This window comes from Xanthomonas sp. WCS2018Noco2-27 (genome assembly GCF_031843525.1).
Classification (GTDB): domain Bacteria; phylum Pseudomonadota; class Gammaproteobacteria; order Xanthomonadales; family Xanthomonadaceae; genus Xanthomonas.
The window spans coordinates 262,777-283,079 of the sequence record NZ_JAVTIK010000002.1 but is presented as its reverse complement, the minus strand read 5'-3'; the positions used below and the strand labels follow the sequence as shown (position 1 = coordinate 283,079).

The following is a 20,303-nucleotide window of genomic DNA, read 5'->3' as shown; positions in this document are numbered from 1 at the left end:
ATGAAAGTGGTGCTCGCCGTACCGGTGAGCGTTGCTGCGAGGATACCGGATCGCCGAATTTACACAGAGTGATTGACAGCGAGGCCAATCGTTCCCAAAATAGCCGACCTTTCCAGCCTTCGGGATGGAAAGGTCCCGCCGGGGTATAGCGCAGTCTGGTAGCGCGCCTGCTTTGGGAGCAGGATGTCGGGGGTTCGAATCCCTCTACCCCGACCATTCCGAGCTCTTGACGGCGTGGGAATGCGAAGTTCGGTCCGGGCGCCCGTAGCTCAACCGGATAGAGCACCGGCCTTCTAAGCCGGCGGTTACAGGTTCGAGTCCTGTCGGGCGCGCCATCGGCGGTGCGGTAGGAAGTAGGTTTTCAGTGGTGGCTGTAGCTCAGCTGGTTAGAGTACTGGATTGTGATTCCAGATGTCGGGGGTTCGAGTCCCCTCAGCCACCCCACTGATTGCAGGAAAGTTCGACCCGATGCATCGCGGGGTGTTGCAACGAAGCAAAAATGCACATACAATGTGCGACCAGTTTCAGGGCCGTTAGCTCAGTTGGTAGAGCAGTTGACTCTTAATCAATAGGTCCAAGGTTCGAATCCTTGACGGCCCACCAGACAGGCAGCCACTCAGCGTAAGTTGAGTGGCTGTTTTTCTTTGTGCCGATGTCTGGTCCGGGCGCACTGCATTCCCAGCATCGCTGCGTAGCCATCTACGCGTTCATCGCAACGCTTGGTGCCCAAGTCGGTGCGCGAAGTCGATCGGATCGCCACTTCGTCATCTTGGAGATGACGAAGTGGCGATCCGAAGGCGGCGACAATGCTCCGCGTACCGCCTGATGCGTTGTCGCCTCGCCTCGCAGCGATGCATCACGCGCCCTGGCTTTAGCGCTGCTTGTCCAGCAGTTGCTGGCGCACGGCGATCATGCAGCTCTCCTTGATGATCAGGTGCTCCAGAGCGCTGTTGTCGTCGCTGTTGCCGCTTCCCAGATCCAGCACCGAAACCTGCGTACTGCCGTGTCGCCTGAAGCTGTCGATGGCGGTGGTGGCGTTCTTCAGTGGCACGGTGGCGTCATTGGACGAGCCGCACAGCAGCGTGCGTGTGTGTGGCGTCCAGTCCAGTAGATCGTTGCGCGCCAGATCCTTGCGGAACGGGTTGTTCGGATTGCGTGGCACGTCCTTGTAGAAACTCGGCTGGAAATAGCTGCCGATCTTGTCGATGCCCGGCAGCGCGTCGCCGATCGCAAGATCGGTCAGCTCATCCTTACCCGGAAAGTAACCCTCGACCTTGCTCGCCCACGGGTCCTGAAAGACCTGCGACGGAGCGAGATAGATGTTGTGATAAGCATGCTGCATGCCGACCAGCGCGTAAGTGGCCAGCACCAGGCCGAAGGTGCTTTCGCCAACCGCATTGGTTCCGCTCCAGCTGTCCAGGAAGGTCTGACTCAGCGCATACGGCCCGGAGATCGGCGCGCTGGCAACCAGATTGAATTCCTTGGAATCGTGCGCCTCGATCTCGCGCTGGGTCGCCATCGCGGCATGCCCGCCTTGCGAATATCCCGACAGCATGACCTTGCTCGATAGTGGCGTGTGCAAACGTGCCAGAACCTGGCGTGCGGCGCGCATCGCGTCGATGCTCGCACTGGCCTCGGTGGCCGCGTGCAGATAAGGATGGAACGGATACTGCGACTTGCCCAATCCCAGATAATCGGTGCTGACCACCACATAGCCCTTGCCTGCCAATCGAGTGACAAGCGGGTCGTCGCCCTTTGCATCGCGGATGTCCTTCGCCTGTTCCGCAGTACGTTTGGGTTGGGTGCCCTGGTTCCAGCTCAGCAACGGGTATGGGCCTGTGCAGCGTGTGCCGCCCGGCACCAGCAGAACGCCCGACGCGGTGGTCGGCTCTCCCTGGACACCGATCGTGGCGTAGGTGAACTCGGCCACGCGAACATCGCATGTCGGAAGGTCGCTGGCCTTGTCGTCGGGCAGCAAGGCGGCAAGTGCCGAGCGGGTATAGCTGGTCAGGAAGTTACTGTTGAGCAGGGTGCCGCGCGCAGGCGATGCCATTGCGATCATCGGCAGAAAAGCCAGTGCAGTGCCAATGGCAGTGAACAGGCGTGACGCATTGCGATTCCGTATCTGGACCATGGAGTGGTGTCTCATGTGTAGTTACCCGAGAAGTGCGGATTGCGTGGGGAGCGACCGGGAACTCGAAAGCTTCCGCTGCGACGCAATCCCTTGCTGGCGTTGGTGCAAGTTTTGTATCCGATAACGACGTGCAGTCGGGTGCGTATCGGCCAGTGGGCTTTCAAAAAAAGCGGCACGCGATATGCCGACAATGCGAGTGCGAGTTAACAGCGCCAGATGATGTGCTTGTGGGGCAGGCCAGGATTTCCCAACAACGAAGCCCGCACTCCCAGCGCGAACGCGCGCGGTCTGACGCGATTAATCGCCGCTCCGCGTTTATCGGGTGTTTGACGCAATAGATTCGCAGAGTGATGGAAGGTGGCAGAGAGGTGCGCGACGCCTGGTTCCCTGCTTGTAACTCACTATGGCGGCGACTGCATGCAGTCGCCCGGTAGGCAGCGCGACATATCTATGTCGGAACGACCTGCATGGGCATTAAGTAAGAAGTATCGAATACCGAATGGATGCTGCTGCATCACTGGATCAGCAGGCTACCAACTGCCGCCTTAGATATTCGAAACTTCCCTTTACCTCGATTAAGGCAAGGGTGTTGCCGATATGTTGCAGGCAGTGGTGAAAGAAGTCTGCAATTACAACGCCGCGTGCAATCGACGCAATTAGCGATTTACGTCAATTTACCTGCACCGCGCGCGCATGCAGCCGTGCATGTCTGCATTCGCCAACCGAGTGTTACGCCTGGTCCACGCGCGGAAACGCAAGCAGGAAACGCGCGCCCTTGCCCGGTGCCGATGTCACGTCGATAAAGCCGCCTGCCTGGCGCACCGCGCTGTAAACCTGCGCCAGGCCCAGCCCGGCTCCCTTGTCTGCGCTCTTGGTGGTGAAGTACGCCTCGAATAGACGCGACTGCACATGGCTGTCCATGCCATGCCCGTCATCGGCAACCGCGATGGTGGCGAACTCGCCAGCGGGTTTGGTCAAGGTTGCATCGGCCTTGGCGACCTGCGTTTGGCCGGTCTCCACACGGATGACGCCACCGCTTGCGCAGGCATCGCGTGCATTGATGACCAGGTTCAAGATCGCGCGTTCCACCGTATGCCGGTCGACCATGGCGCAGCATCCGCCCGCAGCAGTGTTCACCTGCAAGCGCAGGTCTGTGCCGATGACCTGTTCCAGCAACGGATTGAGCTGGTCGGCTAGTGCGGCAAGGTCAACAGGTTCGGGGCTATACGGATACTGGCGCGAAAATCCAACCAGGCGCTGCGCCATGACCGAGCCATGTTGAAGCGCGGCATCGGCCACGCCGAGCAGTTTGGTGTCCTGTGCGTCGATCTGCCCACGCTGGACCACCAGGTCGATCGCCGAGGTGGCGGCTTGCAGCACATTGTTCAGATCGTGCACCACGCCGGCCAGCAGTTGCCCGACCGCCTCGCCTTTCTGTGCCTGTTCGGAAATTCGTTCGGCAGCACCTTGTGCGGCGCGCGCAATGTCCAGATCGTCCTCGATGCGCTCTTGCAGATCGCGCAGGCTGTGCAGCTCGGTCGATAGAGAATTCTCGCGCGTGCGTGCCAGCATCAATGCGCCCGTGGAGAACTCGCGCTCTGCCTTCAAGGTACGATCCAGTGTATGGAAGGCAGCTTCCAACGCACGGCGGTCGGAAATGTTCTTGCTGACCGCCAGGATCGCCTCGACGTTGCCGTCTGCGTCGAACAACGGACTGGTGACCACCTGCCAGGTCTGGCGCACGCCAACGAAGTTGACGCAGCTGGCCTCGAACTCGTGCACCGCGCCCGCGAGCGATGCAGTAAGTGCCGTATCGATCAAGCCGACGGCTCCCGCAGGCCAGAAGTCCCGCCACGGGCGAGAAAGCAACTGCTCGGGGCGACTGGCGCCCAAGACTGTCAGTCCATTGGCATTGATCGCCGTGATCCGCCCGTCGAGGTCGATCTCTTTGATGCAGTCTCGCGACAGTGCCACGATCTGACGGTATCGGTCTCTCATTGCGACGGCGCGCTCTCTCGACTTGGGCTTAACGGAATTTTCGCAAATATTGACGCAGTCATGTACACGCAAAAGCATCAGGTTTGGGCTGGGATCAGGCTGTGGGGTGAATCGTTCACTTGAGTTCGGTTGGCGGGCACCTCCGGAGCGCCGATTTGGCAGGTGCATGCCTGCCATGCCTGCCTGAACCCGGCGCGCGGCCTTGGCAGCCCGTTCGCGGCGCTTTTTCTTTGCCGGCATCCCTGCAACAATGCGCACGCACCTGCGACATCGCGAAAGTGGCGGAATTGGTAGACGCACCAGATTTAGGTTCTGACGCCGCAAGGCGTGGGGGTTCGAGTCCCCCCTTTCGCACCAATGCAGTGCGGCCGTGAGTGCTCCGGCCGCTGCCGCTCCGGCAAAACCGTCTTTTCCGCTGCAAACGCCAGTGCGCTCGTTCCGCTGGCAGCCGTCGCCGTTATCGGCGAAACTACAAGGCTCGGCGGCATTCTCGCCATCCGTCAACCCGTCTCTTCCATCTCGTGCCGACGCTTGTGCTGTCGGTGGCAGGAGTCAACATGCAAGCATCGATCGAATCCACCGGCAATCTGGAACGCCGCCTGACCTTCACCCTGCCGCAGGAGCGTCTGGAGACCCACGTCGGTGGCCGCCTGCGCGAACTGGCGCGGACCACGCGCATCAAGGGCTTCCGTCCCGGCAAGGTGCCGACCAAGGTCATCGAGCAGCGCTTCGGTCAGCAGGTGCGTGCCGAGGCGATGGAAGGCCTGCTGCGTGAAACCTTCGACTCGGCCGTGCGCGAGCACTCGCTGCGTCTGGCCGGCAACCCGCGCATCGATCAGGGCGAAAGCGATTTCGACTTCGTCGCCACCTTCGAAGTGGTGCCGGACTTCGGCGATATCGATGTGGCCAAGCTGTCAGTGGTGCGTCACACCGCCGACGTGACCGACGCCGACATCGACCAGATGATCGAAAATCTGCGTCTGCAGCGCCGTACCTGGAACCCGGTCGTGCGCGGCGCGCAGGTTGGCGATCTGGTGGCGCTGGAGACCTGGTCGCAGGCCGGCGACGAGCGTCTGCCCGCCGAAGGCGTGGAAACCGGCAGCAGCGTGTTGGGCTCGGGCGTGATGTTCGACCAGATCGAAAAGGGCCTGGAAGGCCTGGCCAAGGGTGAAGACAAGGCCCTGACTATCGATTTCCCGGCCGAGTGGCGCGTGCCGCAGCTGGCTGGCAAGACCGTGCAGGTGCATGTCAAAGCAGTTGAAGTGTCCGAGCCGGTGCTGCCGGTGGTGGACAAGGAGTTCATCAAGAGCTTCGGCGTCAAGAGCGGCGATGCCGAGCAGTTCCGCGCCGACATCCGTACCAACCTGGAGCGCGAGCTCAAGGGTGCGCTGATGAACCGCCTGCGTCGCGAAGTGGGTGAGCAGCTGATCGCCGCCTACGCGCACGTCGAGATGCCGCCCCGTCTGGTCGAGAACGAGGCCCGTTCGATGCTGGCCCAGCAGGTCGAGCAGGTGCGCCGCAGCGGTCGCGATCCAGGCCAGGTGCCGGACGATGCACACCAGGGTTTCATGGATGCCGCCGCCAAGCGCGTGCTGGTCGGTCTGCTGGTCGGTGAAGTGGCACGCCGCAACGAACTGCGGCTGGAGTCCAAGCGCGTCAGCGAAACGCTGCGTCTGATCGCCTCGACCTACGAAGAGCCGGAACAGGTCATTGAGATGTACCGCAACGATCCCCAACTGATGGGTGGGCTGCAGAGCCGTGTGATGGAGGAGCAGGTGATCGACTGGATCGCCGAGCGCGCCCAGCACACCGAGCAGCCGCTGTCGTTCCAGGACGCGATCCGCGTCTAAAAGCGGCGGTGTGACACCAACCCGCATCCCGCTGGCTGGGATGCGGACGTCAAACCCGGTTATCGGCGCAAGCTGGTGCCACAACAGGAAGACCGATGAGCATTGTGACCAAAGCCCTGAATCTGGTGCCGATGGTGGTCGAACAGACCAGCCGTGGCGAGCGTGCGTATGACATCTACTCGCGTCTGCTCAAGGAGCGTCTGATCTTCCTGGTCGGTCCGATCGACGACCATATGGCCAACGTGATCGTGGCTCAGTTGCTGTTTCTGGAAGCGGATAATCCGGAAAAGGACATCAGCATCTACATCAATTCGCCCGGTGGCGTGGTCACCGCCGGCATGGCGATCTACGACACCATGCAGTACATCAAGCCGGACGTGGCCACCATCTGCGTCGGCCAGGCCGCCTCGATGGGCGCGCTGCTGCTGGCATCGGGCGCGGCCGGCAAGCGCTATGCGCTGCCGAATTCGCGCGTGATGATCCATCAGCCGCTGGGCGGTTTCCAGGGCCAGGCGACCGATATCGACATCCATGCGCGCGAGATCCTGACCCTGCGTTCGCGCCTGAACGAGATCCTCGCCAAGCACACTGGCCAGTCGTTGGAGACCATTGCGCGCGACACCGAACGCGACAACTTCAAGAGCGCGGTCGATGCACAGGCCTATGGTCTGGTGGATCAGGTGCTGGAGCGTCGTCCGGAAGAGTCGATCCAGCCGTCTTGATCGCCAGGTCGCTGAAATTGCAGGAAAAACCGGCAGGGTCGGGCGGGGCGAACGTCCTCCCGACCCTGTGCTATTCTCGAAATCGAACCCCCGTGCATCGGGTGGGGTAACTGGGTAACAGAAGCATGAGCGAAGACCGCCAAGGTCGTTCCGGCGACAGCAACAAGATTCTCTACTGCTCGTTCTGCGGTAAGAGTCAGCATGAAGTCCGCAAGCTGATTGCCGGTCCCAGCGTATTCATCTGCGATGAATGCGTTGAGCTGTGCAACGACATCATCCGTGAGGAACTCGAAGAGAAGGCGCAATCGGCACGTTCCAGTCTGCCCAAGCCGCGCGAGATCCTCGAAGTGCTGGATCAATACGTGATCGGGCAGCTGCGCGCCAAGCGCACGCTCGCCGTGGCGGTGTACAACCACTACAAGCGTATCGAGAGCCGCAGCAAGAACGACGAAGTCGAACTCGCCAAATCCAACATACTGCTGGTCGGTCCGACCGGTTCGGGTAAGACGCTGCTGGCCGAAACGCTGGCGCGCCTGCTCAATGTGCCGTTCACGATCGCCGATGCCACCACGCTGACCGAGGCCGGCTATGTCGGCGAGGACGTGGAAAACATCATCCAGAAGCTGCTGCAGAAGTGCGACTACGACGTCGAAAAAGCGCAGCAGGGCATCGTCTATATCGACGAAATCGACAAGATCTCGCGCAAGAGCGAGAACCCGTCGATCACCCGCGATGTGTCCGGCGAAGGTGTGCAGCAGGCGCTGCTGAAGCTGATCGAAGGCACGGTTGCCTCGGTGCCGCCGCAGGGTGGGCGTAAGCATCCGCAGCAGGAATTCCTGCAGGTCGACACCAAGAACATCCTGTTCATCTGCGGCGGCGCGTTCGCCGGTCTGGATAAGGTCATCCAGGCGCGCTCTAACGACGCTGGCGGCATCGGCTTCGGTGCCAAGGTCAAGAGCAGCGAGCGCAAGCAGGAAGTCGGCAAGATCCTGGCAGAGGTCGAGCCGGAAGATTTGATCAAGTTCGGTCTGATTCCCGAGTTCGTGGGCCGCCTGCCGGTGGTCGCCACGCTTGAGGAGCTGGACGAGCCGGCACTGATCAAGATTCTGACCGAGCCCAAGAACGCCATTACCAAGCAGTTCAAGAAGCTGTTCGACATGGAAGGCGTGGAACTTGAGTTCCGCCCGGACGCACTGTCTGCGATCGCCAAGAAGGCGCTCAAGCGCAAGACCGGCGCGCGTGGTCTGCGCACCATCGTCGAATCGGTGCTGCTGGATACGATGTACGAGCTGCCTTCGCAGGAAAATGTGAGCAAGGTCGTGGTGGACGAGTCGGTGATCGAGCACAAATCCGAGCCGTATCTGATCTACCAGGCGCAACCGGCCCCGGCCAAGGCTGCGTCCGGCGATTGAGCTCCGCATTCGCGTTGCCAGGCCTTGGCCCCGCTCGCGGATAAAGGGTTTCCGACAGCTACTTGCAACACCTCGCCGATGGCCCCATAACGGGGCCATCGGCTTTTTTTACGCCCTAATTTCCCCGATTCCTGCGGAGCGCCCCATGGCCCAGTCCCAACCAGAAGTTCTCGATCTGCCGGTGTTGCCGCTGCGCGACGTGGTGGTGTTTCCGCACATGGTGATCCCGCTGTTCGTCGGACGTGACAAGTCGATGCGCGCGCTGGAAAAGGCCATGGAGGCGGACAAGCGCATCCTGCTGGTGGCGCAGAAGTCGGCTGAAACCGACGACCCGGCGGCCGGCGATCTGTACACCGTCGGCACCCTGGCGCAGGTGCTGCAACTGCTCAAATTGCCCGATGGCACCATCAAGGTGCTGGTCGAGGGCTTGTCGCGGGTCACCGTCGACAAGGTCGTCGAACTGGACGGCGCACTGCAGGGGCAGGGCACCGAAGTGGAGGCCAGCGATGGCCGTGAGCCGCGCGAAGTCGAAGCGATCGCACGCTCGCTGATGTCCCTGTTCGAGCAGTACGTCAAGACCAACCGCAAGCTGCCGCCGGAGTTGCTGCAGACCCTGGCCGGCATCGACGAGCCGGGCCGTCTGGCCGACACCATCGCCGCCCATATCGGTGTGCGTCTGGCCGACAAGCAGCGCCTGCTGGAGATCACCGAGATCGGTGAACGCCTGGAGCTGCTGGTTGGGCTGGTGGATGGCGAAATCGACGTGCAGCAGCTGGAAAAGCGCATTCGCGGCCGCGTGAAGTCGCAGATGGAAAAGAGCCAGCGCGAGTATTACCTCAACGAACAGATGAAGGCGATCCAGAAGGAGCTGGGCGATCTGGACGATGCGCCGGGCGAACTGGAAGAGCTTGCGCGCAAGATCGCCGAGTCCGGCATGCCCAAGCCGGTCGAGACCAAGGCCAAGGCCGAGCTCAACAAGCTCAAGCAGATGTCGCCGATGTCTGCCGAGGCGGCGGTGGTACGCAACTATCTGGACTGGTTGCTGGGCGTGCCGTGGAAGAAGCGCACCAAGGTCCGCAAGGATCTGAAGGTTGCCGAAGACACGCTGGACGCCGATCACTACGGCCTGGACAAAGTCAAGGAGCGCATCCTCGAGTACTTGGCAGTGCAGTCGCGGGTGAAGCAGATGAAGGGTCCGATCCTGTGCCTGGTCGGCCCGCCTGGCGTGGGCAAGACCTCGCTCGGCCAGTCGATCGCCAAGGCGACCAACCGCAAGTTCGTGCGCATGAGCCTGGGCGGCATCCGTGACGAGGCCGAGATCCGTGGCCATCGCCGGACCTACGTCGGCTCGATGCCGGGTCGCCTAGTGCAGAACCTCAACAAGGTCGGCAGCAAGAACCCGCTGTTCCTGCTGGACGAGATCGACAAGATGTCGATGGACTTCCGCGGCGACCCGTCGTCGGCGTTGCTGGAAGTGCTCGATCCCGAGCAGAACCATTCCTTCAACGACCATTATCTGGAAGTGGATCTGGACCTGTCGGAAGTGATGTTCGTCGCCACCTCCAACTCGCTCAATATCCCTGGCCCGCTGCTGGACCGCATGGAAGTGATCCGCATCCCCGGCTACACCGAGGATGAAAAGCTCAACATCGCGATGCGTTACCTGGTGCCCAAGCAGATCAAGGCCAACGGCCTGAAGCCGGAAGAGATCGAAATCGGCAGCGACGCCATCCAGGATGTGGTGCGCTATTACACCCGCGAATCCGGCGTGCGTAATCTGGAGCGCGAAATCGCCAAGATCTGCCGCAAGGTGGTCAAGGAAATCGCGCTTGCCGGCCCGCAGCCGGCAGCGAAGAAAGTGGTCGCCAAGAAGGGCAAGCCGAAGGCGTTGATGACGGTCGGCTCGAAGAATCTCGACAAGTACCTGGGCGTGCGTCGCTTCGACTTCGGTCGCGCCGAAGAAGAAAACGAAATCGGTCTGGTCACCGGTCTGGCCTGGACCGAAGTCGGCGGCGAGTTGTTGCAGGTCGAATCGACGTTGGTGCCGGGCAAGGGCAACCTGATCCTGACCGGTCAGCTTGGTAACGTCATGAAGGAGTCTGCATCGGCTGCGCTGTCGGTGGTACGTTCGCGCGCCGAGCGTCTGGGCATCGATGTGGATTTCCTGCAGAAACAGGACGTACATGTGCACGTGCCCGATGGCGCCACACCGAAGGACGGCCCCAGCGCAGGTATCGCGATGGTGACGTCGTTGGTATCGGTATTGACCAAGGTGCCGATCCGCGCCGATGTGGCGATGACCGGCGAGATCACGCTGCGCGGTCGTGTGTCGGCAATCGGCGGCTTGAAGGAGAAATTGCTGGCGGCACTGCGCGGTGGCATCCGCACCGTGTTGATCCCGGACGAGAACCGCAAGGACCTGGCCGATATCCCGGCCAACGTCACGCGCGATTTGAAGATCGTGCCGGTCAAGTGGATCGACGAAGTGCTGGATCTCGCCCTGGAGCGTCCGCTCGCACCGAAGAAGGCAGGCAAGGAAAAGGCCCGCAAGACTGCGTCGCGCGTTGCCGTGCGCGGCAAGTCGCGTACTACCCCGGGTACCCGCGTCAAGCACTAACGTGCGCTGTCTAAGACGTCCCGAAACAAGCCAAAACCCGCGTCGTTATTGGGTTTTGGCTTGCGCGCTGTTGGGGGCGCTGGTATAAATGCACGACTCGTGGGCGCGGCAAAATGTGATGCGTCACGCGATACCACTTGTGTCGGGTTCTTCGCTAACGGCAAGAGCGCCGATTGTCGATTCCGCGGCATCTGCCGCAAAGGGAGTTTCAAGAATGAATAAAACCGAATTGATCGATGGCGTTGCCGCTGCCGCTGACATCTCCAAGGCTGAAGCTGGCCGTGCTGTCGACGCGGTTGTGAGCGAAATCACCAAGGCGCTGAAGAAGGGCGACGCTGTCACCCTCGTTGGCTTCGGCACCTTCCAGGTCCGCGAGCGCGCTGAGCGTACCGGCCGCAATCCGAAGACGGGCGACAGCATCAAGATCGCTGCTTCGAAGAATCCTGCATTCAAGGCTGGCAAAGCCCTGAAGGATGCAGTAAACTAATCGACTCGCTAGGGTGCTTAGCTCAGCGGTAGAGCGTCTCCCTTACACGGAGAGGGTCGGGGGTTCGAAACCCTCAGCACCCACCACTAAGCACCAAGCAAAGTTTTAAGCGCGGAGCGGTAGTTCAGCTGGTTAGAATGCTGGCCTGTCACGCCGGAGGTCGCGGGTTCGAGTCCCGTCCGCTCCGCCAGTTACACCGAAGCCCCTGAGCGATTGGGGGCTTCGTTTTCTCCACAGCATTTGCAATGCGAATGCCGTGGGGTAGATGTCTAAGTTTAAAGCGGAGCGGTAGTTCAGCTGGTTAGAATGCTGGCCTGTCACGCCGGAGGTCGCGGGTTCGAGTCCCGTCCGCTCCGCCAGTTACACCGAAGCCCTCGGCCTTGTGCCGGGGGCTTTTTTTTGGAGCGTTTGAACCTTGTCCCATGACGCGATAGCGCATGGGTCTGCGGTGAATGGAGCGCAGGCTGTGCGCGGCGGTAAGTCAATGCGCCGACTCCATGGCGCCTGTGAGGTGCGGCGATCTTCACGTCTCTTCCATTCACGACTGCACTTTTCTGCATCTTGACCCGCGCCTGACGGGCGTCGGGCTGGGTGCATGGCGTCAAGCGGGTTACACTGCCCGGCTCGCCCACAGGCCGTGATTTGCCAATGCTGCAGAAACTTCGCGACAAGACGTCAGGCTGGATCGCTACCGCCATCCTGGGGTTGCTGATGATTCCGTTCCTGTTCGTCATCGACAACAGCTACCTGGGCGGCATTGGCGCCAACAATGTGGCCAAGGTGCAGGCGCCGCCGACGTGGTGGAAATCCGCGCCGACCTGGTGGCCGATCTCGCTGCTGTGGCAGCACCACGAAATCAGCACGCAGGATTTCCGCGCACGCTTCGAACAGGCGCGCATGCAGGAGCGCCAGCGTCAGGGCGAGAACTTCGACCCGCGCACGTTCGAATCCCGCGAAAACAAGCTACAGGTGCTCGACCAGCTGGTGGACGAGCAAGTGATTCGCCTGGGTGCCGAAGATGCCGGTATCGTGATCGGCGACGCCACGGTGCGCGATTACATCACCAATATTCAGGCGTTCCAGGTCGATGGCAAGTTCAGCCCTGACCAGTACCGCGCCGCACTCGCACAAGGCACACCGCCGCGCACGCCGGCGCAGTTCGATGCGCTTGTGCGCGACAGCTTGCAGCAGTCGGTGATCCCGCAGGCCGTCGCCGAATCGGGTTTTGCAACCAAGGCCGAGTTCGAGCGCCTGCTCAAGCTGATGGGCGAAACGCGCGATGTGGAGTTGGCGATGTTGCCGGCGCCGGCCGCCGATACCGCGCCGGTCAACGATGCGCAGATCAAGCAGTGGTATGACGCGCATACACAGGATTTCCGTCAGCCGGAGACCGTGAGCATCGAATACGTCGAGCTCAATGCCGCCACGATGCCGCCGGCCACGGCAGCTGACGAGGCGACGTTGCGTAAGCGCTATGAAGAAGAAAAGGCGCGCTTTGTCGAGCCGGATCAACGGTTGGCGTCGCACATTCTGATCAGCGCCGGTAGCGATGCTGCTGCGCAAAAGGCTGCCGAAGCCAAGGCGGCCAAGCTCGCGACGGAGGCCAAGCAGCCAGGTGCCGATTTCGCAGCGCTGGCCAAGGCCAATTCGCAGGATCCGGGCTCCAAGGATGCCGGTGGCGATCTGGGTTGGGTCGAGAAGGGCACCATGGTCAAGCCGTTCGAAGACGCGCTGTTTTCGATGAAGGCTGGCGATGTGGTCGGGCCGATCAAGACCGAGTTCGGCTATCACGTGATCCAGCTGCGTGAGGTCAAGGGCGGGCAGGGCAAGTCGTTCGAGCAGGTGCGCGACCAGCTTGCTGCCGAGCAGCTCAAGGCCGATGCCGACAAGGCGTATGCCGATATCAGCGGCAAGCTGGTGGACCAGGTCTACAAGAATCCGACTGCGCTGGAGCCGGCGGCCAAGCAGGTCGGTCTGCCGGTGCAGACCCTCGGCCCGTTCTCGCGCACCAACGCCAGCGGTATTGCGGCCAATCCGGCGGTGCTGCGTTCGGCGTTCTCCGAAACGTTGGTGCAGGACGGCACGGTGAGCGACCCGATCACCATCGCTCCGAACCACAGTGTGATGTTGCGCGTGACCAACCACACCGCCGAGCAGGCGTTGCCGTTGGACAAGGTGCGCGACAAGGTGATTGCGGCGGTACATGCCGACCGTACCGAGAAGGCTGCAGCCGCGGCCGCCGATGCGCTGCTGGCACGCGTGCAGAAGGGTGAAACCCTGCAGGCGCTGGCGGCGAGCGAGAAGCTGCAGGTGCAGCCGATCCCGGGCCTGCCGCGCACTGCGCCGATTCCGACGCCGGCCGCAAATCGGACAATCTTCAGCGCGCCGCGTCCGACCGAGGGCAAGCCGTCGGTGGGTAAGGTGGAGCTGGATGGCGGCCGCTTTGCGGTGTTCGTGATCAGCAAGGCCACGCCGGGCGACCTGAAGCAGATGCCGGCCGAGCAGCAGACGATGCTGCGCGAGCAGCTGAGCCAGATCGACGGCAACAACGCCGCGCAGTCCTACGTCAAGGAGATGCGCAAGCGTTACAAGATTCAGATCGAAGAAACACAGCTGTAACGGCGTGTTGTCGACGGATGAAAAGAGCGAGCCCGGGCGACCGGGCTTTTTCTTTGGGGCTGTTTACGGTGTGCAGCGGAGTGGCGCTCGTGTTGTGCCATCGATGCGACGTGGGACGTAGTCGAAGCTCACGCAATCTGCGATTGGGTATGCACTGCGCGGTAAGAGCGGCTAATAAACCACCGCGTAGCCGCCAGACGGGCACGGCCTGTATGCGGTGCGGCATGTTCCGCTCCTAGGCTCCGGTTCCGAGTGCTCCGTCTACGCCCTCCTGACGATTACGCGCTACGTTCCTTTAGCCGCTCTTAGCGGTAAAGAGACGCGTTGCTTTCGTCGTGGACATGCGGCTTGGATGTTGGCCGCGAAGATGCGGCCAGCGCTGCTCCAGCCGCTCTTGGACCATGCGGGCGCCTCGTTCTCAAGTTCGGGCAGCTGAAATCAGTGCAGGAAGCTGAAGTCCGATGACTTGTTCACCGATGCACTACGTTGCTGTGTCGACCAGCGCGCTATCAAAGCGCACGCGATGCCATGCAATGCAGAGGTCAAAGCGCTCTCGAGGCCTGGATGTGTTCTTAAACGACAGTTATCGAGACAGCGAAGCTCGTGATAAGCAGCCGCTGGCGCGGCTGATCAAGCGGCTTGCTCAGGGAGTGTCGTTGAACGACAGCACCATGCCCGGCTTCAACACGGCCTGCTTGTCCAGGCCGTTGCTGGCGAGCAGGGTGGCGACCGTGATGCCGTAGCGCCGTGCGATGGCCCATGCAGACTCGCCGTTGCGTACGGTGTGAGTGGTGCGGGCGGGCGAAGAGCGGGATGCCTTGGTAGGTGTGATGGTGGCGACCGCTGTTGAACGGCCAGCCGTGTCGGCGTCCATGTTCACGGAGGTGAGCGCGACCACTGCACCGCTGGAACCAGGTTGGGCCGCCGCGACAGGGGCCAACACGTGGACACCCTTGGGTGCCGCGCGGGCGCCTGCCACTGCAGGATTCAGGCGCGCTAACAGTTGCGGCTCGATCGCACGCTGCCCGGCCCACGTATTGAGGCTGGTGCCGGCCGGAAGTGCATGTTCGGTCAGTACCGGGACTGGGCGATCCAGCGATGTCAGCAGCGTGCCCTGTTGCTGCGCATGATCGAGCACGCAGGCCAGTGCATGCAGCTTTTCGACATAGTCGTAAGTGACCTTGGACATGCCCGGTAGCTCAGACGGACGCGCGTTCTGCGCGTTCATGCCGGCACTGCGCATTGCCTGCAGGACGCGGTACTCGCCGGCGTTGTAGGCCATCAGCGCCAGGCGCCAGTCGCCGCCGAACATGCCGTACAGCGTTTTGAGATAACGCACCGCTGCGGTGGTGGAATCCACTGCCGACAGGCGGCCGTCGTACTGCGCGCCGACCGGCACGTGGTGGTTGCGCGCGGTGGTGGCGATGAACTGCCAAAGGCCAGCCGGGCCGCTGCCGTTGCGCGCGCCAGGGCGATAGCCGCTCTCGACAAACGGAATCAGCGCAAATTCGGTCGGCATGTCGGCAGCACGCAGTTCGTCGACCACATACCCGAACAGCGGCAGGACATCCTGCGCGTCATCGGCTAGGCGGGCCGGAGCGCGCGAGAAATGCTGTTCCCAGCGGGTATCGCTGTGTTCGCTGTCGCAGCCCGGGTCGGCACGGCCTTCCAGGAACGACGAAAAGATCTCACGTCCATTGCGCATGCTGGGAGCGTTGGACGCGACAGCGGTGCTGTCGACGGATGTAAGGCGGCTTGCGTCGTTGGACGAGGCGGCTGCCGGTGCGATGGCCGCGCAGGCGGCCAACACTGCCAGAACCAGGCGCCTCATGCGCGAAATTCGTCTTTCCAGCGCCGAAGTTCGGCGAAAACATCTACGTCAGAGGAAAGTGCGCCGGCTGCGCGCGGTGCGACTGCGGCGCGAATTTCGGAACGGCTGGTACGTAAGAACGGATTGGTGGCCAGTTCACTCTTGAGCGAAATCGGCAGGGTAGGACGGGCTGCTTGACGCATGGCCTGGGCTTCCTGTTGACGGCGCTGCAAGGCAGCGTTGGTGGGATCGACGTGCAGCGCAAAGGCCGCGTTGGCCAGGGTGTATTCGTGGCCGCAGCACACAAGCGTTTCGCCGGGCAGAGAGGCCAGGCGCTGCAACGAGTCGAACATCTGAGGAGCGGTACCTTCGAACATCCGCCCACAGCCTAGGCTGAACAGGGTATCACCACTAAACAGGTGGCGGTCTGTCACAAAGGCGATGTGGCTGCGGGTGTGGCCGGGCACCTCCAGCACATCGAAGCGGGTGTCCAGCAGTCGCAAGCGCTCGCCCTGGCCGACGCGGCGGGCGTCTGCGGGGATGCGCTCGTCGTCCGGGCCGAACAGTTCAAGCTCGGGCCAACGCTGCTGCAGCGCTGCCACGCCGCCGATATGGTCGGCATGATGATGGGTGAGCAGCACCGCGCTGGGCGTCCAGCCTTCGCGCGCGGCGGCGGCGATCACCGGCTCGGCCTGGCCCGGGTCGACAATGACGGCACGGCCCTCTGCGGCGACCAGTGCCCAGATGTAGTTATCGTCGAATGCGGGCAGGGCGGTCAGTCGCATAGAATTGGGACCATGCCTGCCGCCCCATTCTCCCGTCAAGCTGGCGTCTCATCCTGGTTTGATACGGATGCGGGGCGCAGCCTGCTCCAGTCCGAGCGCCGCCTGGCGTTGGAGGCGCTGCAGACGCGGCCATCCCAGCCCTGGTTGTGGGTGGCGCCGACCAAGGAGTTGCCGCCACGCGAGTTGCTCGATGGCCGCGGGCTGCGCCTGTTTCGCAGTGCCGGACGCTTTGCCGGCGATGCCCGGTGCGCGATGCCGTTTCCGTTGCCCACCGAAAGCCTGCAGGCCATCGTGGTGCAGCATGCGGTGGTTGGCGGTGCGGCGGAGTTTCTGGCCGAATGCGAGCGGCTGTTGATGCCAGGCGGGCGGCTGTGGTTGTTCACGCTCAATCCGCTGAGCCCGTACCGGTTTCATTGGGCGCGCCGCGGCCCGGTGGCATTGCGCCCGGATCGCTGGCGATCGCTGGCGCAGCAGGCCGGCTTGCAGTGCGTGGAAACCGAGCGCTACCTCGGGCCGATCTGGCGGACCGGGCGCGGTTCCTCCGATCCTGGCCGTGCCCCATGGCGCGCGGTGTATTTACTCGAAGTGGAAAAACGCGCCTCCGCACCGATTGCGCCGACACCGATTGCGCGGCCAACGCGCTGGCCGCAACCGGTGGCTACGATCTGACCTTAGTACGCGACAACTCTGGAAGCTGATGAAATCAATTGAAGTGCATACCGATGGCTCGTGCCTCGGCAATCCGGGGCCGGGCGGTTGGGCGGCCCTGCTGCGTTACAACGGCCGCGAAAAGGAATTGGCTGGCGGTGAAACGCTGTCCACCAACAACCGCATGGAATTGATGGCCGCGATCATGGCGCTGGAAACGCTCACCGAGCCGTGCCAGATCGTGCTGCATACCGATTCGCAGTACGTGCGCCAGGGCATCACCGAGTGGATGTCCGGCTGGGTGCGACGCGGCTGGAAAACCGCTGGCGGCGACCCGGTCAAGAATCGCGAACTGTGGGAGCGGCTGCACGCGGCCACCCAGCGCCACACCATCGATTGGCGCTGGGTGAAAGGCCACAATGGCGACCCGGACAACGAGCGCGTCGACGTGCTTGCCCGTCATCAGGCCACCATCGCCCAGCGCGGCGGCGCTGCAACTGCGTAAGAGGATTCATGCGTCAGATCATTCTCGATACAGAAACCACCGGCCTGGAATGGCGCAAAGGCAACCGCGTTGTCGAAATCGGTGCGGTAGAGCTGCTGGAGCGGCGCCCGAGCGGCCACAATTTTCATCGCTATCTGAAGCCGGATTGCGATTTCGAGCCGGGTGCGCAGGAAGTCACCGGGCTGACCCTGGAATTTCTGGCCGACAAACCGTTATTCGGCGATGTGGTCGAGGAATTCCTCGCCTATATCGACGGCGCGGAATTGATCATCCACAACGCTGCGTTCGATCTGGGTTTTCTAGATAACGAACTGTCGCTGCTGGGCAATGGCTACGGCCGCATCATCGACCGCGCCACCGTGGTCGATACCTTGATGATGGCGCGCGAGCGTTACCCGGGGCAGCGCAATTCGCTCGATGCCCTGTGCAAACGCTTGGGCGTGGACAACGCGCATCGCCAGTTGCACGGGGCCTTGCTCGATGCGCAGATCCTGGCCGATGTGTATATCGCGCTGACGTCGGGTCAGGAAGAGATCGGCTTTGCCAGCGCCGATGCCGGCCAGAACAGCAATGAGGGCAACGGCATGATCGCGTTCGATCCCGCGTTGCTGCTGCCGCGCCCGCGCGTGGTGGTGACCGCGTCGGAATCGCAGGCCCACGAGGCGCGGTTGGCGCAGTTGCGAAAGAAGGCCGGCCGCGCGCTGTGGGATGCGCCTGTCGAAGAGAGTGCAGTCGCCGGCTAGGTCGGCGGTGGCGGCGCTGCCGCCCGTTGCTTGCAGCACATGCCATCGACGGCATGTGCCGCGCTTGGTCAGGGCGCCAGCAGGTCTGCGGCGGACTCGAAGGCTGACATCCGACATCGACGCTGCGCAGCCTTGCTCAGTAGCTGCGCACCAGGATCGCGGTGATGTTATCCGAGCCGCCGCCATCCAGTGCCGCGGCGACCAGGCATTCCACGCATTCCTGTGCGCTGCAATCGGCCTGCGACAGGGTCGCCGCAATCGTCGCATCGTCCACTTCTTCGGTCAGCCCGTCGCTGCACAGCAACAGCTGCATACCGGATTTGAGCTCGCCCTGCATGGTGGCGACGTTGAGGTGCGCCGGGTCGGTGACGCCCAGTGCCTGGGTGACCACGTTGCGATGCGGATGCGCGCGCGCTTGCTCGCTGGTGAGCGTGCCTTGGGCGATGAGTTCCTGCACGTAACTATGGTCCTGGCTCAGTTGCGCCAGCCGCCCGTCGCGCCACAGATACGCACGGCTGTCGCCGACCCAGGCCACTTCGAAACGCTGGCCCAGCACGCGTGCCGCGACCACGGTGGTGCCCATCGGCAAGGTGTCGTTGCAGCGGCGCGAGGTCTTGATGATCTCTTCGTCGGCGATGCGCACCGCCTGCGCGAGCGGGGTGCCGGCGCGGACTTCGCGCACGATGGTTTCGCGTGCCAGCGCGCTGGCCACCTCGCCGCAGGCGTGCCCCCCCATGCCGTCGGCCACCAGCCACAGCCCCAGTTCGCTATCGCCGTAATAGGTGTCCTCGTTGAGGTCACGGCGCAGGCCGACGTGGGTGAGGTGTCCGAATTCGAGCATGGGGCCGGGTCGCCAGGGAGAAGATGCGTGCCCATCATCGCGGCCCGACCGGCCGGCAGCAACACGGCGATCGCGCCAGTCGCAGTGCCGGTTCACGCCGGGCCGGCGGCCGGGCCGCCCGGCGCTGGCCCAGGCCGCTTGTGGCCTGGCGCGTGTGCCCGTATGATGCACGGCCCCAGGACACTGGGGACCATCTGGAGAGGTGGCAGAGCGGTTGAATGTACCTGACTCGAAATCAGGCAGGCGTTTATAGCGCCTCGGGGGTTCGAATCCCCCCCTCTCCGCCAGATTGAGGCGACAAGGTGTGCCAGTGCCGCGTGAGTTTTGCCGGCGTCATTGGGGGGTGAAAAGCCCCGGATTCGACAGACAGCATCGCTGTCTGCACGGCGAAGCCGCCCGCAGGGCGAAGGCACGTAGTGCCGAGTGAATCTTCCCTCTTCGCCAGATTCGCATCAGCCCCCGCAAGGGGGCTTTTGTTTATGTGTCGCAGTCGGTTGTCGTTGCGATGACTACAATCCGTTCGATCCCCGTTGGAGGCTTGTCATGTCCGAGATCCTGGTGCCCGTGTCCTTTGGTGAGCTGCTCGACAAGATCGCGATCCTGCAGATCAAGTCCGAGCGCATGCGCGATGCGGCCAAGCTGGCCAATGTGCGTAACGAGTTGTCTGCGCTGGAAACCAGCTGGATGGCGCATCCGGCTGCCGGCCACGACATCGTGCGGCTGCGTGCCGAGCTCAAGGCCGTCAACGAGCGGCTGTGGGTGATCGAAGACGACATCCGGCTCAAGGAGCAGGCGCAAACCTTCGACGACAGCTTCGTGCAGCTGGCGCGCAGCGTCTACATCGAAAACGACGAGCGCGCGCGGATCAAGAAGGACATCAACCTGGCGCTGGGGTCTTCGTACGTGGAAGAGAAGTCCTACCAGGACTATCGCGCGACTGGCGCCTGAGCGGAGTGATGGGCCGAGTGCGCCAGTACCAGTACCAGTCGGCGCACGGATGCGAGGGCCGTCTTTCATCGCGATAGACGGCTTGCGCAATGCAGGTTGCATCGGCCTGAGGGTTTGCTGCCAAGTCACTCAGTCTTTGCGCGGACGAAGAACGGCGCGACGCGTCATTCGCCAGACGGATCCG

The 20,303-nt window shown here is 62.6% G+C and carries 15 protein-coding genes and 9 tRNA genes; 19 read left to right on the top strand and 5 right to left on the bottom strand.

Going from position 1 to position 20,303, the window contains the following annotated elements; translation table 11 throughout:
* Positions 1–139 precede the first annotated feature (139 nt).
* The 4 genes from RQH86_RS06280 to RQH86_RS06265 all read left to right on the top strand — a co-directional run bounded on the left by RQH86_RS06280 (position 140) and on the right by RQH86_RS06265 (position 603).
* Positions 140–216 (top strand) — tRNA-Pro (locus RQH86_RS06280).
* A 42-nt stretch (positions 217–258) separates the two neighbouring features.
* A tRNA-Arg gene (locus RQH86_RS06275) sits at positions 259–335 on the top strand.
* Between the two features lie 32 nt (positions 336–367).
* Positions 368–444 (top strand) — tRNA-His (locus RQH86_RS06270).
* An 83-nt stretch (positions 445–527) separates the two neighbouring features.
* Positions 528–603: transfer RNA gene (locus RQH86_RS06265), tRNA-Lys, on the top strand.
* Positions 604–871: 268 nt separating this feature from the next.
* On the opposite strand, the gene RQH86_RS06260 is transcribed toward RQH86_RS06265, so the two are convergent.
* Together RQH86_RS06260 and RQH86_RS06255 are read right to left on the bottom strand one after the other, a co-directional pair.
* A complete protein-coding gene (locus tag RQH86_RS06260; protein WP_311239713.1) occupies positions 872–2,134 on the bottom strand; it encodes a lipase family protein in 1,263 nt (420 codons plus the stop codon).
* Between the two features lie 729 nt (positions 2,135–2,863).
* Positions 2,864–4,132 (bottom strand): PAS domain-containing protein, encoded by a 1,269-nt coding sequence (locus RQH86_RS06255; protein ID WP_311239712.1) that lies wholly within the window; start codon positions 4,130–4,132, stop codon positions 2,864–2,866.
* A 272-nt stretch (positions 4,133–4,404) separates the two neighbouring features.
* Between RQH86_RS06255 and RQH86_RS06250 the strand changes: the two genes are divergently transcribed.
* From RQH86_RS06250 to RQH86_RS06205, 10 genes are all read left to right on the top strand, one after another.
* Positions 4,405–4,489 (top strand) — tRNA-Leu (locus RQH86_RS06250).
* Positions 4,490–4,689: 200 nt separating this feature from the next.
* Entirely contained in the window at positions 4,690–5,982 is a 1,293-nt protein-coding gene (gene tig, locus RQH86_RS06245; RefSeq protein WP_311239711.1) for a trigger factor, read from the top strand.
* A 95-nt stretch (positions 5,983–6,077) separates the two neighbouring features.
* Positions 6,078–6,704 carry an ATP-dependent Clp endopeptidase proteolytic subunit ClpP gene (gene clpP, locus RQH86_RS06240; protein ID WP_055845978.1) on the top strand — a complete coding sequence of 209 codons (627 nt, stop codon included), beginning with the start codon at positions 6,078–6,080 and terminating at the stop codon, positions 6,702–6,704.
* A gap of 125 nt (positions 6,705–6,829) precedes the next feature.
* Complete coding sequence (gene clpX / locus RQH86_RS06235; protein ID WP_055845975.1) at positions 6,830–8,116, top strand: ATP-dependent Clp protease ATP-binding subunit ClpX; 1,287 nt, start codon at positions 6,830–6,832, stop codon at positions 8,114–8,116.
* A 145-nt stretch (positions 8,117–8,261) separates the two neighbouring features.
* Positions 8,262–10,733, top strand: coding sequence for an endopeptidase La (gene lon, locus RQH86_RS06230; RefSeq protein ID WP_055845973.1), 2,472 nt, complete (start codon positions 8,262–8,264; stop codon positions 10,731–10,733).
* A gap of 214 nt (positions 10,734–10,947) precedes the next feature.
* A complete protein-coding gene (locus RQH86_RS06225; RefSeq protein WP_002806049.1) occupies positions 10,948–11,220 on the top strand; it encodes an HU family DNA-binding protein in 273 nt (90 codons plus the stop codon).
* A gap of 11 nt (positions 11,221–11,231) precedes the next feature.
* Positions 11,232–11,306, top strand: a tRNA-Val gene (locus tag RQH86_RS06220).
* Between the two features lie 27 nt (positions 11,307–11,333).
* Positions 11,334–11,410 (top strand) — tRNA-Asp (locus RQH86_RS06215).
* A 92-nt stretch (positions 11,411–11,502) separates the two neighbouring features.
* Positions 11,503–11,579, top strand: a tRNA-Asp gene (locus tag RQH86_RS06210).
* A gap of 289 nt (positions 11,580–11,868) precedes the next feature.
* The gene (locus RQH86_RS06205; RefSeq protein WP_311239710.1) at positions 11,869–13,839 is read left to right on the top strand and encodes a peptidylprolyl isomerase; all 1,971 of its coding nucleotides are present in this window, start codon (positions 11,869–11,871) and stop codon (positions 13,837–13,839) included.
* Positions 13,840–14,482: 643 nt separating this feature from the next.
* On the opposite strand, the gene RQH86_RS06200 is transcribed toward RQH86_RS06205, so the two are convergent.
* Together RQH86_RS06200 and gloB are read right to left on the bottom strand one after the other, a co-directional pair.
* On the bottom strand, positions 14,483–15,670 hold the full coding sequence (locus RQH86_RS06200) for a lytic transglycosylase domain-containing protein (RefSeq protein WP_115527231.1): 1,188 nt from the start codon (positions 15,668–15,670) through the stop codon (positions 14,483–14,485).
* Positions 15,667–16,434: a hydroxyacylglutathione hydrolase gene (gene gloB, locus RQH86_RS06195; RefSeq protein ID WP_311239709.1), complete on the bottom strand. Its 768-nt coding sequence runs from the start codon at positions 16,432–16,434 to the stop codon at positions 15,667–15,669. The genes RQH86_RS06200 and gloB overlap by 4 nt, the downstream gene beginning before the upstream one ends.
* Before the next feature lie 12 nt (positions 16,435–16,446).
* Between gloB and RQH86_RS06190 the strand changes: the two genes are divergently transcribed.
* Genes RQH86_RS06190 through dnaQ form a run of 3 tightly spaced genes read left to right on the top strand, consistent with a single transcriptional unit; the run spans position 16,447 to position 18,330 of the window.
* Positions 16,447–17,103 (top strand): hypothetical protein, encoded by a 657-nt coding sequence (locus RQH86_RS06190; protein ID WP_311239708.1) that lies wholly within the window; start codon positions 16,447–16,449, stop codon positions 17,101–17,103.
* Positions 17,104–17,131: 28 nt separating this feature from the next.
* A complete protein-coding gene (gene rnhA / locus RQH86_RS06185; RefSeq protein WP_055845957.1) occupies positions 17,132–17,587 on the top strand; it encodes a ribonuclease HI in 456 nt (151 codons plus the stop codon).
* A gap of 8 nt (positions 17,588–17,595) precedes the next feature.
* Positions 17,596–18,330 (top strand): DNA polymerase III subunit epsilon, encoded by a 735-nt coding sequence (gene dnaQ, locus RQH86_RS06180; protein ID WP_115512371.1) that lies wholly within the window; start codon positions 17,596–17,598, stop codon positions 18,328–18,330.
* A gap of 136 nt (positions 18,331–18,466) precedes the next feature.
* Here dnaQ and RQH86_RS06175 read toward each other — a convergent pair whose 3' ends face one another.
* On the bottom strand, positions 18,467–19,171 hold the full coding sequence (locus tag RQH86_RS06175) for a PP2C family serine/threonine-protein phosphatase (protein WP_055845953.1): 705 nt from the start codon (positions 19,169–19,171) through the stop codon (positions 18,467–18,469).
* Between the two features lie 196 nt (positions 19,172–19,367).
* Here RQH86_RS06175 and RQH86_RS06170 point away from each other — a divergent pair.
* Positions 19,368–19,458, top strand: a tRNA-Ser gene (locus RQH86_RS06170).
* 256 nt (positions 19,459–19,714) lie between these two features.
* Entirely contained in the window at positions 19,715–20,119 is a 405-nt protein-coding gene (locus tag RQH86_RS06165) for a DUF6165 family protein (protein ID WP_055845950.1), read from the top strand.
* Positions 20,120–20,303: the final 184 nt, after the last annotated feature.

Excerpts from the sequence above, each read along its gene's own strand:
- rnhA (WP_055845957.1), top strand. The coding sequence starts at position 17,132 with ATGAAATCAATTGAAGTGCATACCGATGGCTCGTGCCTCGGCAATCCG.
- RQH86_RS06175 (WP_055845953.1), bottom strand. The coding sequence starts at position 19,171 with ATGCTCGAATTCGGACACCTCACCCACGTCGGCCTGCGCCGTGACCTC.
- RQH86_RS06165 (WP_055845950.1), top strand. The coding sequence starts at position 19,715 with ATGTCCGAGATCCTGGTGCCCGTGTCCTTTGGTGAGCTGCTCGACAAG.
- lon (WP_055845973.1), top strand. The coding sequence starts at position 8,262 with ATGGCCCAGTCCCAACCAGAAGTTCTCGATCTGCCGGTGTTGCCGCTG.
- dnaQ (WP_115512371.1), top strand. The coding sequence starts at position 17,596 with ATGCGTCAGATCATTCTCGATACAGAAACCACCGGCCTGGAATGGCGC.
- RQH86_RS06260 (WP_311239713.1), bottom strand. The coding sequence starts at position 2,134 with ATGGTCCAGATACGGAATCGCAATGCGTCACGCCTGTTCACTGCCATT.
- RQH86_RS06205 (WP_311239710.1), top strand. The coding sequence starts at position 11,869 with ATGCTGCAGAAACTTCGCGACAAGACGTCAGGCTGGATCGCTACCGCC.
- clpP (WP_055845978.1), top strand. The coding sequence starts at position 6,078 with ATGAGCATTGTGACCAAAGCCCTGAATCTGGTGCCGATGGTGGTCGAA.
- RQH86_RS06190 (WP_311239708.1), top strand. The coding sequence starts at position 16,447 with ATGCCTGCCGCCCCATTCTCCCGTCAAGCTGGCGTCTCATCCTGGTTT.
- tig (WP_311239711.1), top strand. The coding sequence starts at position 4,690 with ATGCAAGCATCGATCGAATCCACCGGCAATCTGGAACGCCGCCTGACC.
- gloB (WP_311239709.1), bottom strand. The coding sequence starts at position 16,434 with ATGCGACTGACCGCCCTGCCCGCATTCGACGATAACTACATCTGGGCA.
- RQH86_RS06200 (WP_115527231.1), bottom strand. The coding sequence starts at position 15,670 with ATGAGGCGCCTGGTTCTGGCAGTGTTGGCCGCCTGCGCGGCCATCGCA.
- RQH86_RS06255 (WP_311239712.1), bottom strand. The coding sequence starts at position 4,132 with ATGAGAGACCGATACCGTCAGATCGTGGCACTGTCGCGAGACTGCATC.
- clpX (WP_055845975.1), top strand. The coding sequence starts at position 6,830 with ATGAGCGAAGACCGCCAAGGTCGTTCCGGCGACAGCAACAAGATTCTC.
- RQH86_RS06225 (WP_002806049.1), top strand. The coding sequence starts at position 10,948 with ATGAATAAAACCGAATTGATCGATGGCGTTGCCGCTGCCGCTGACATC.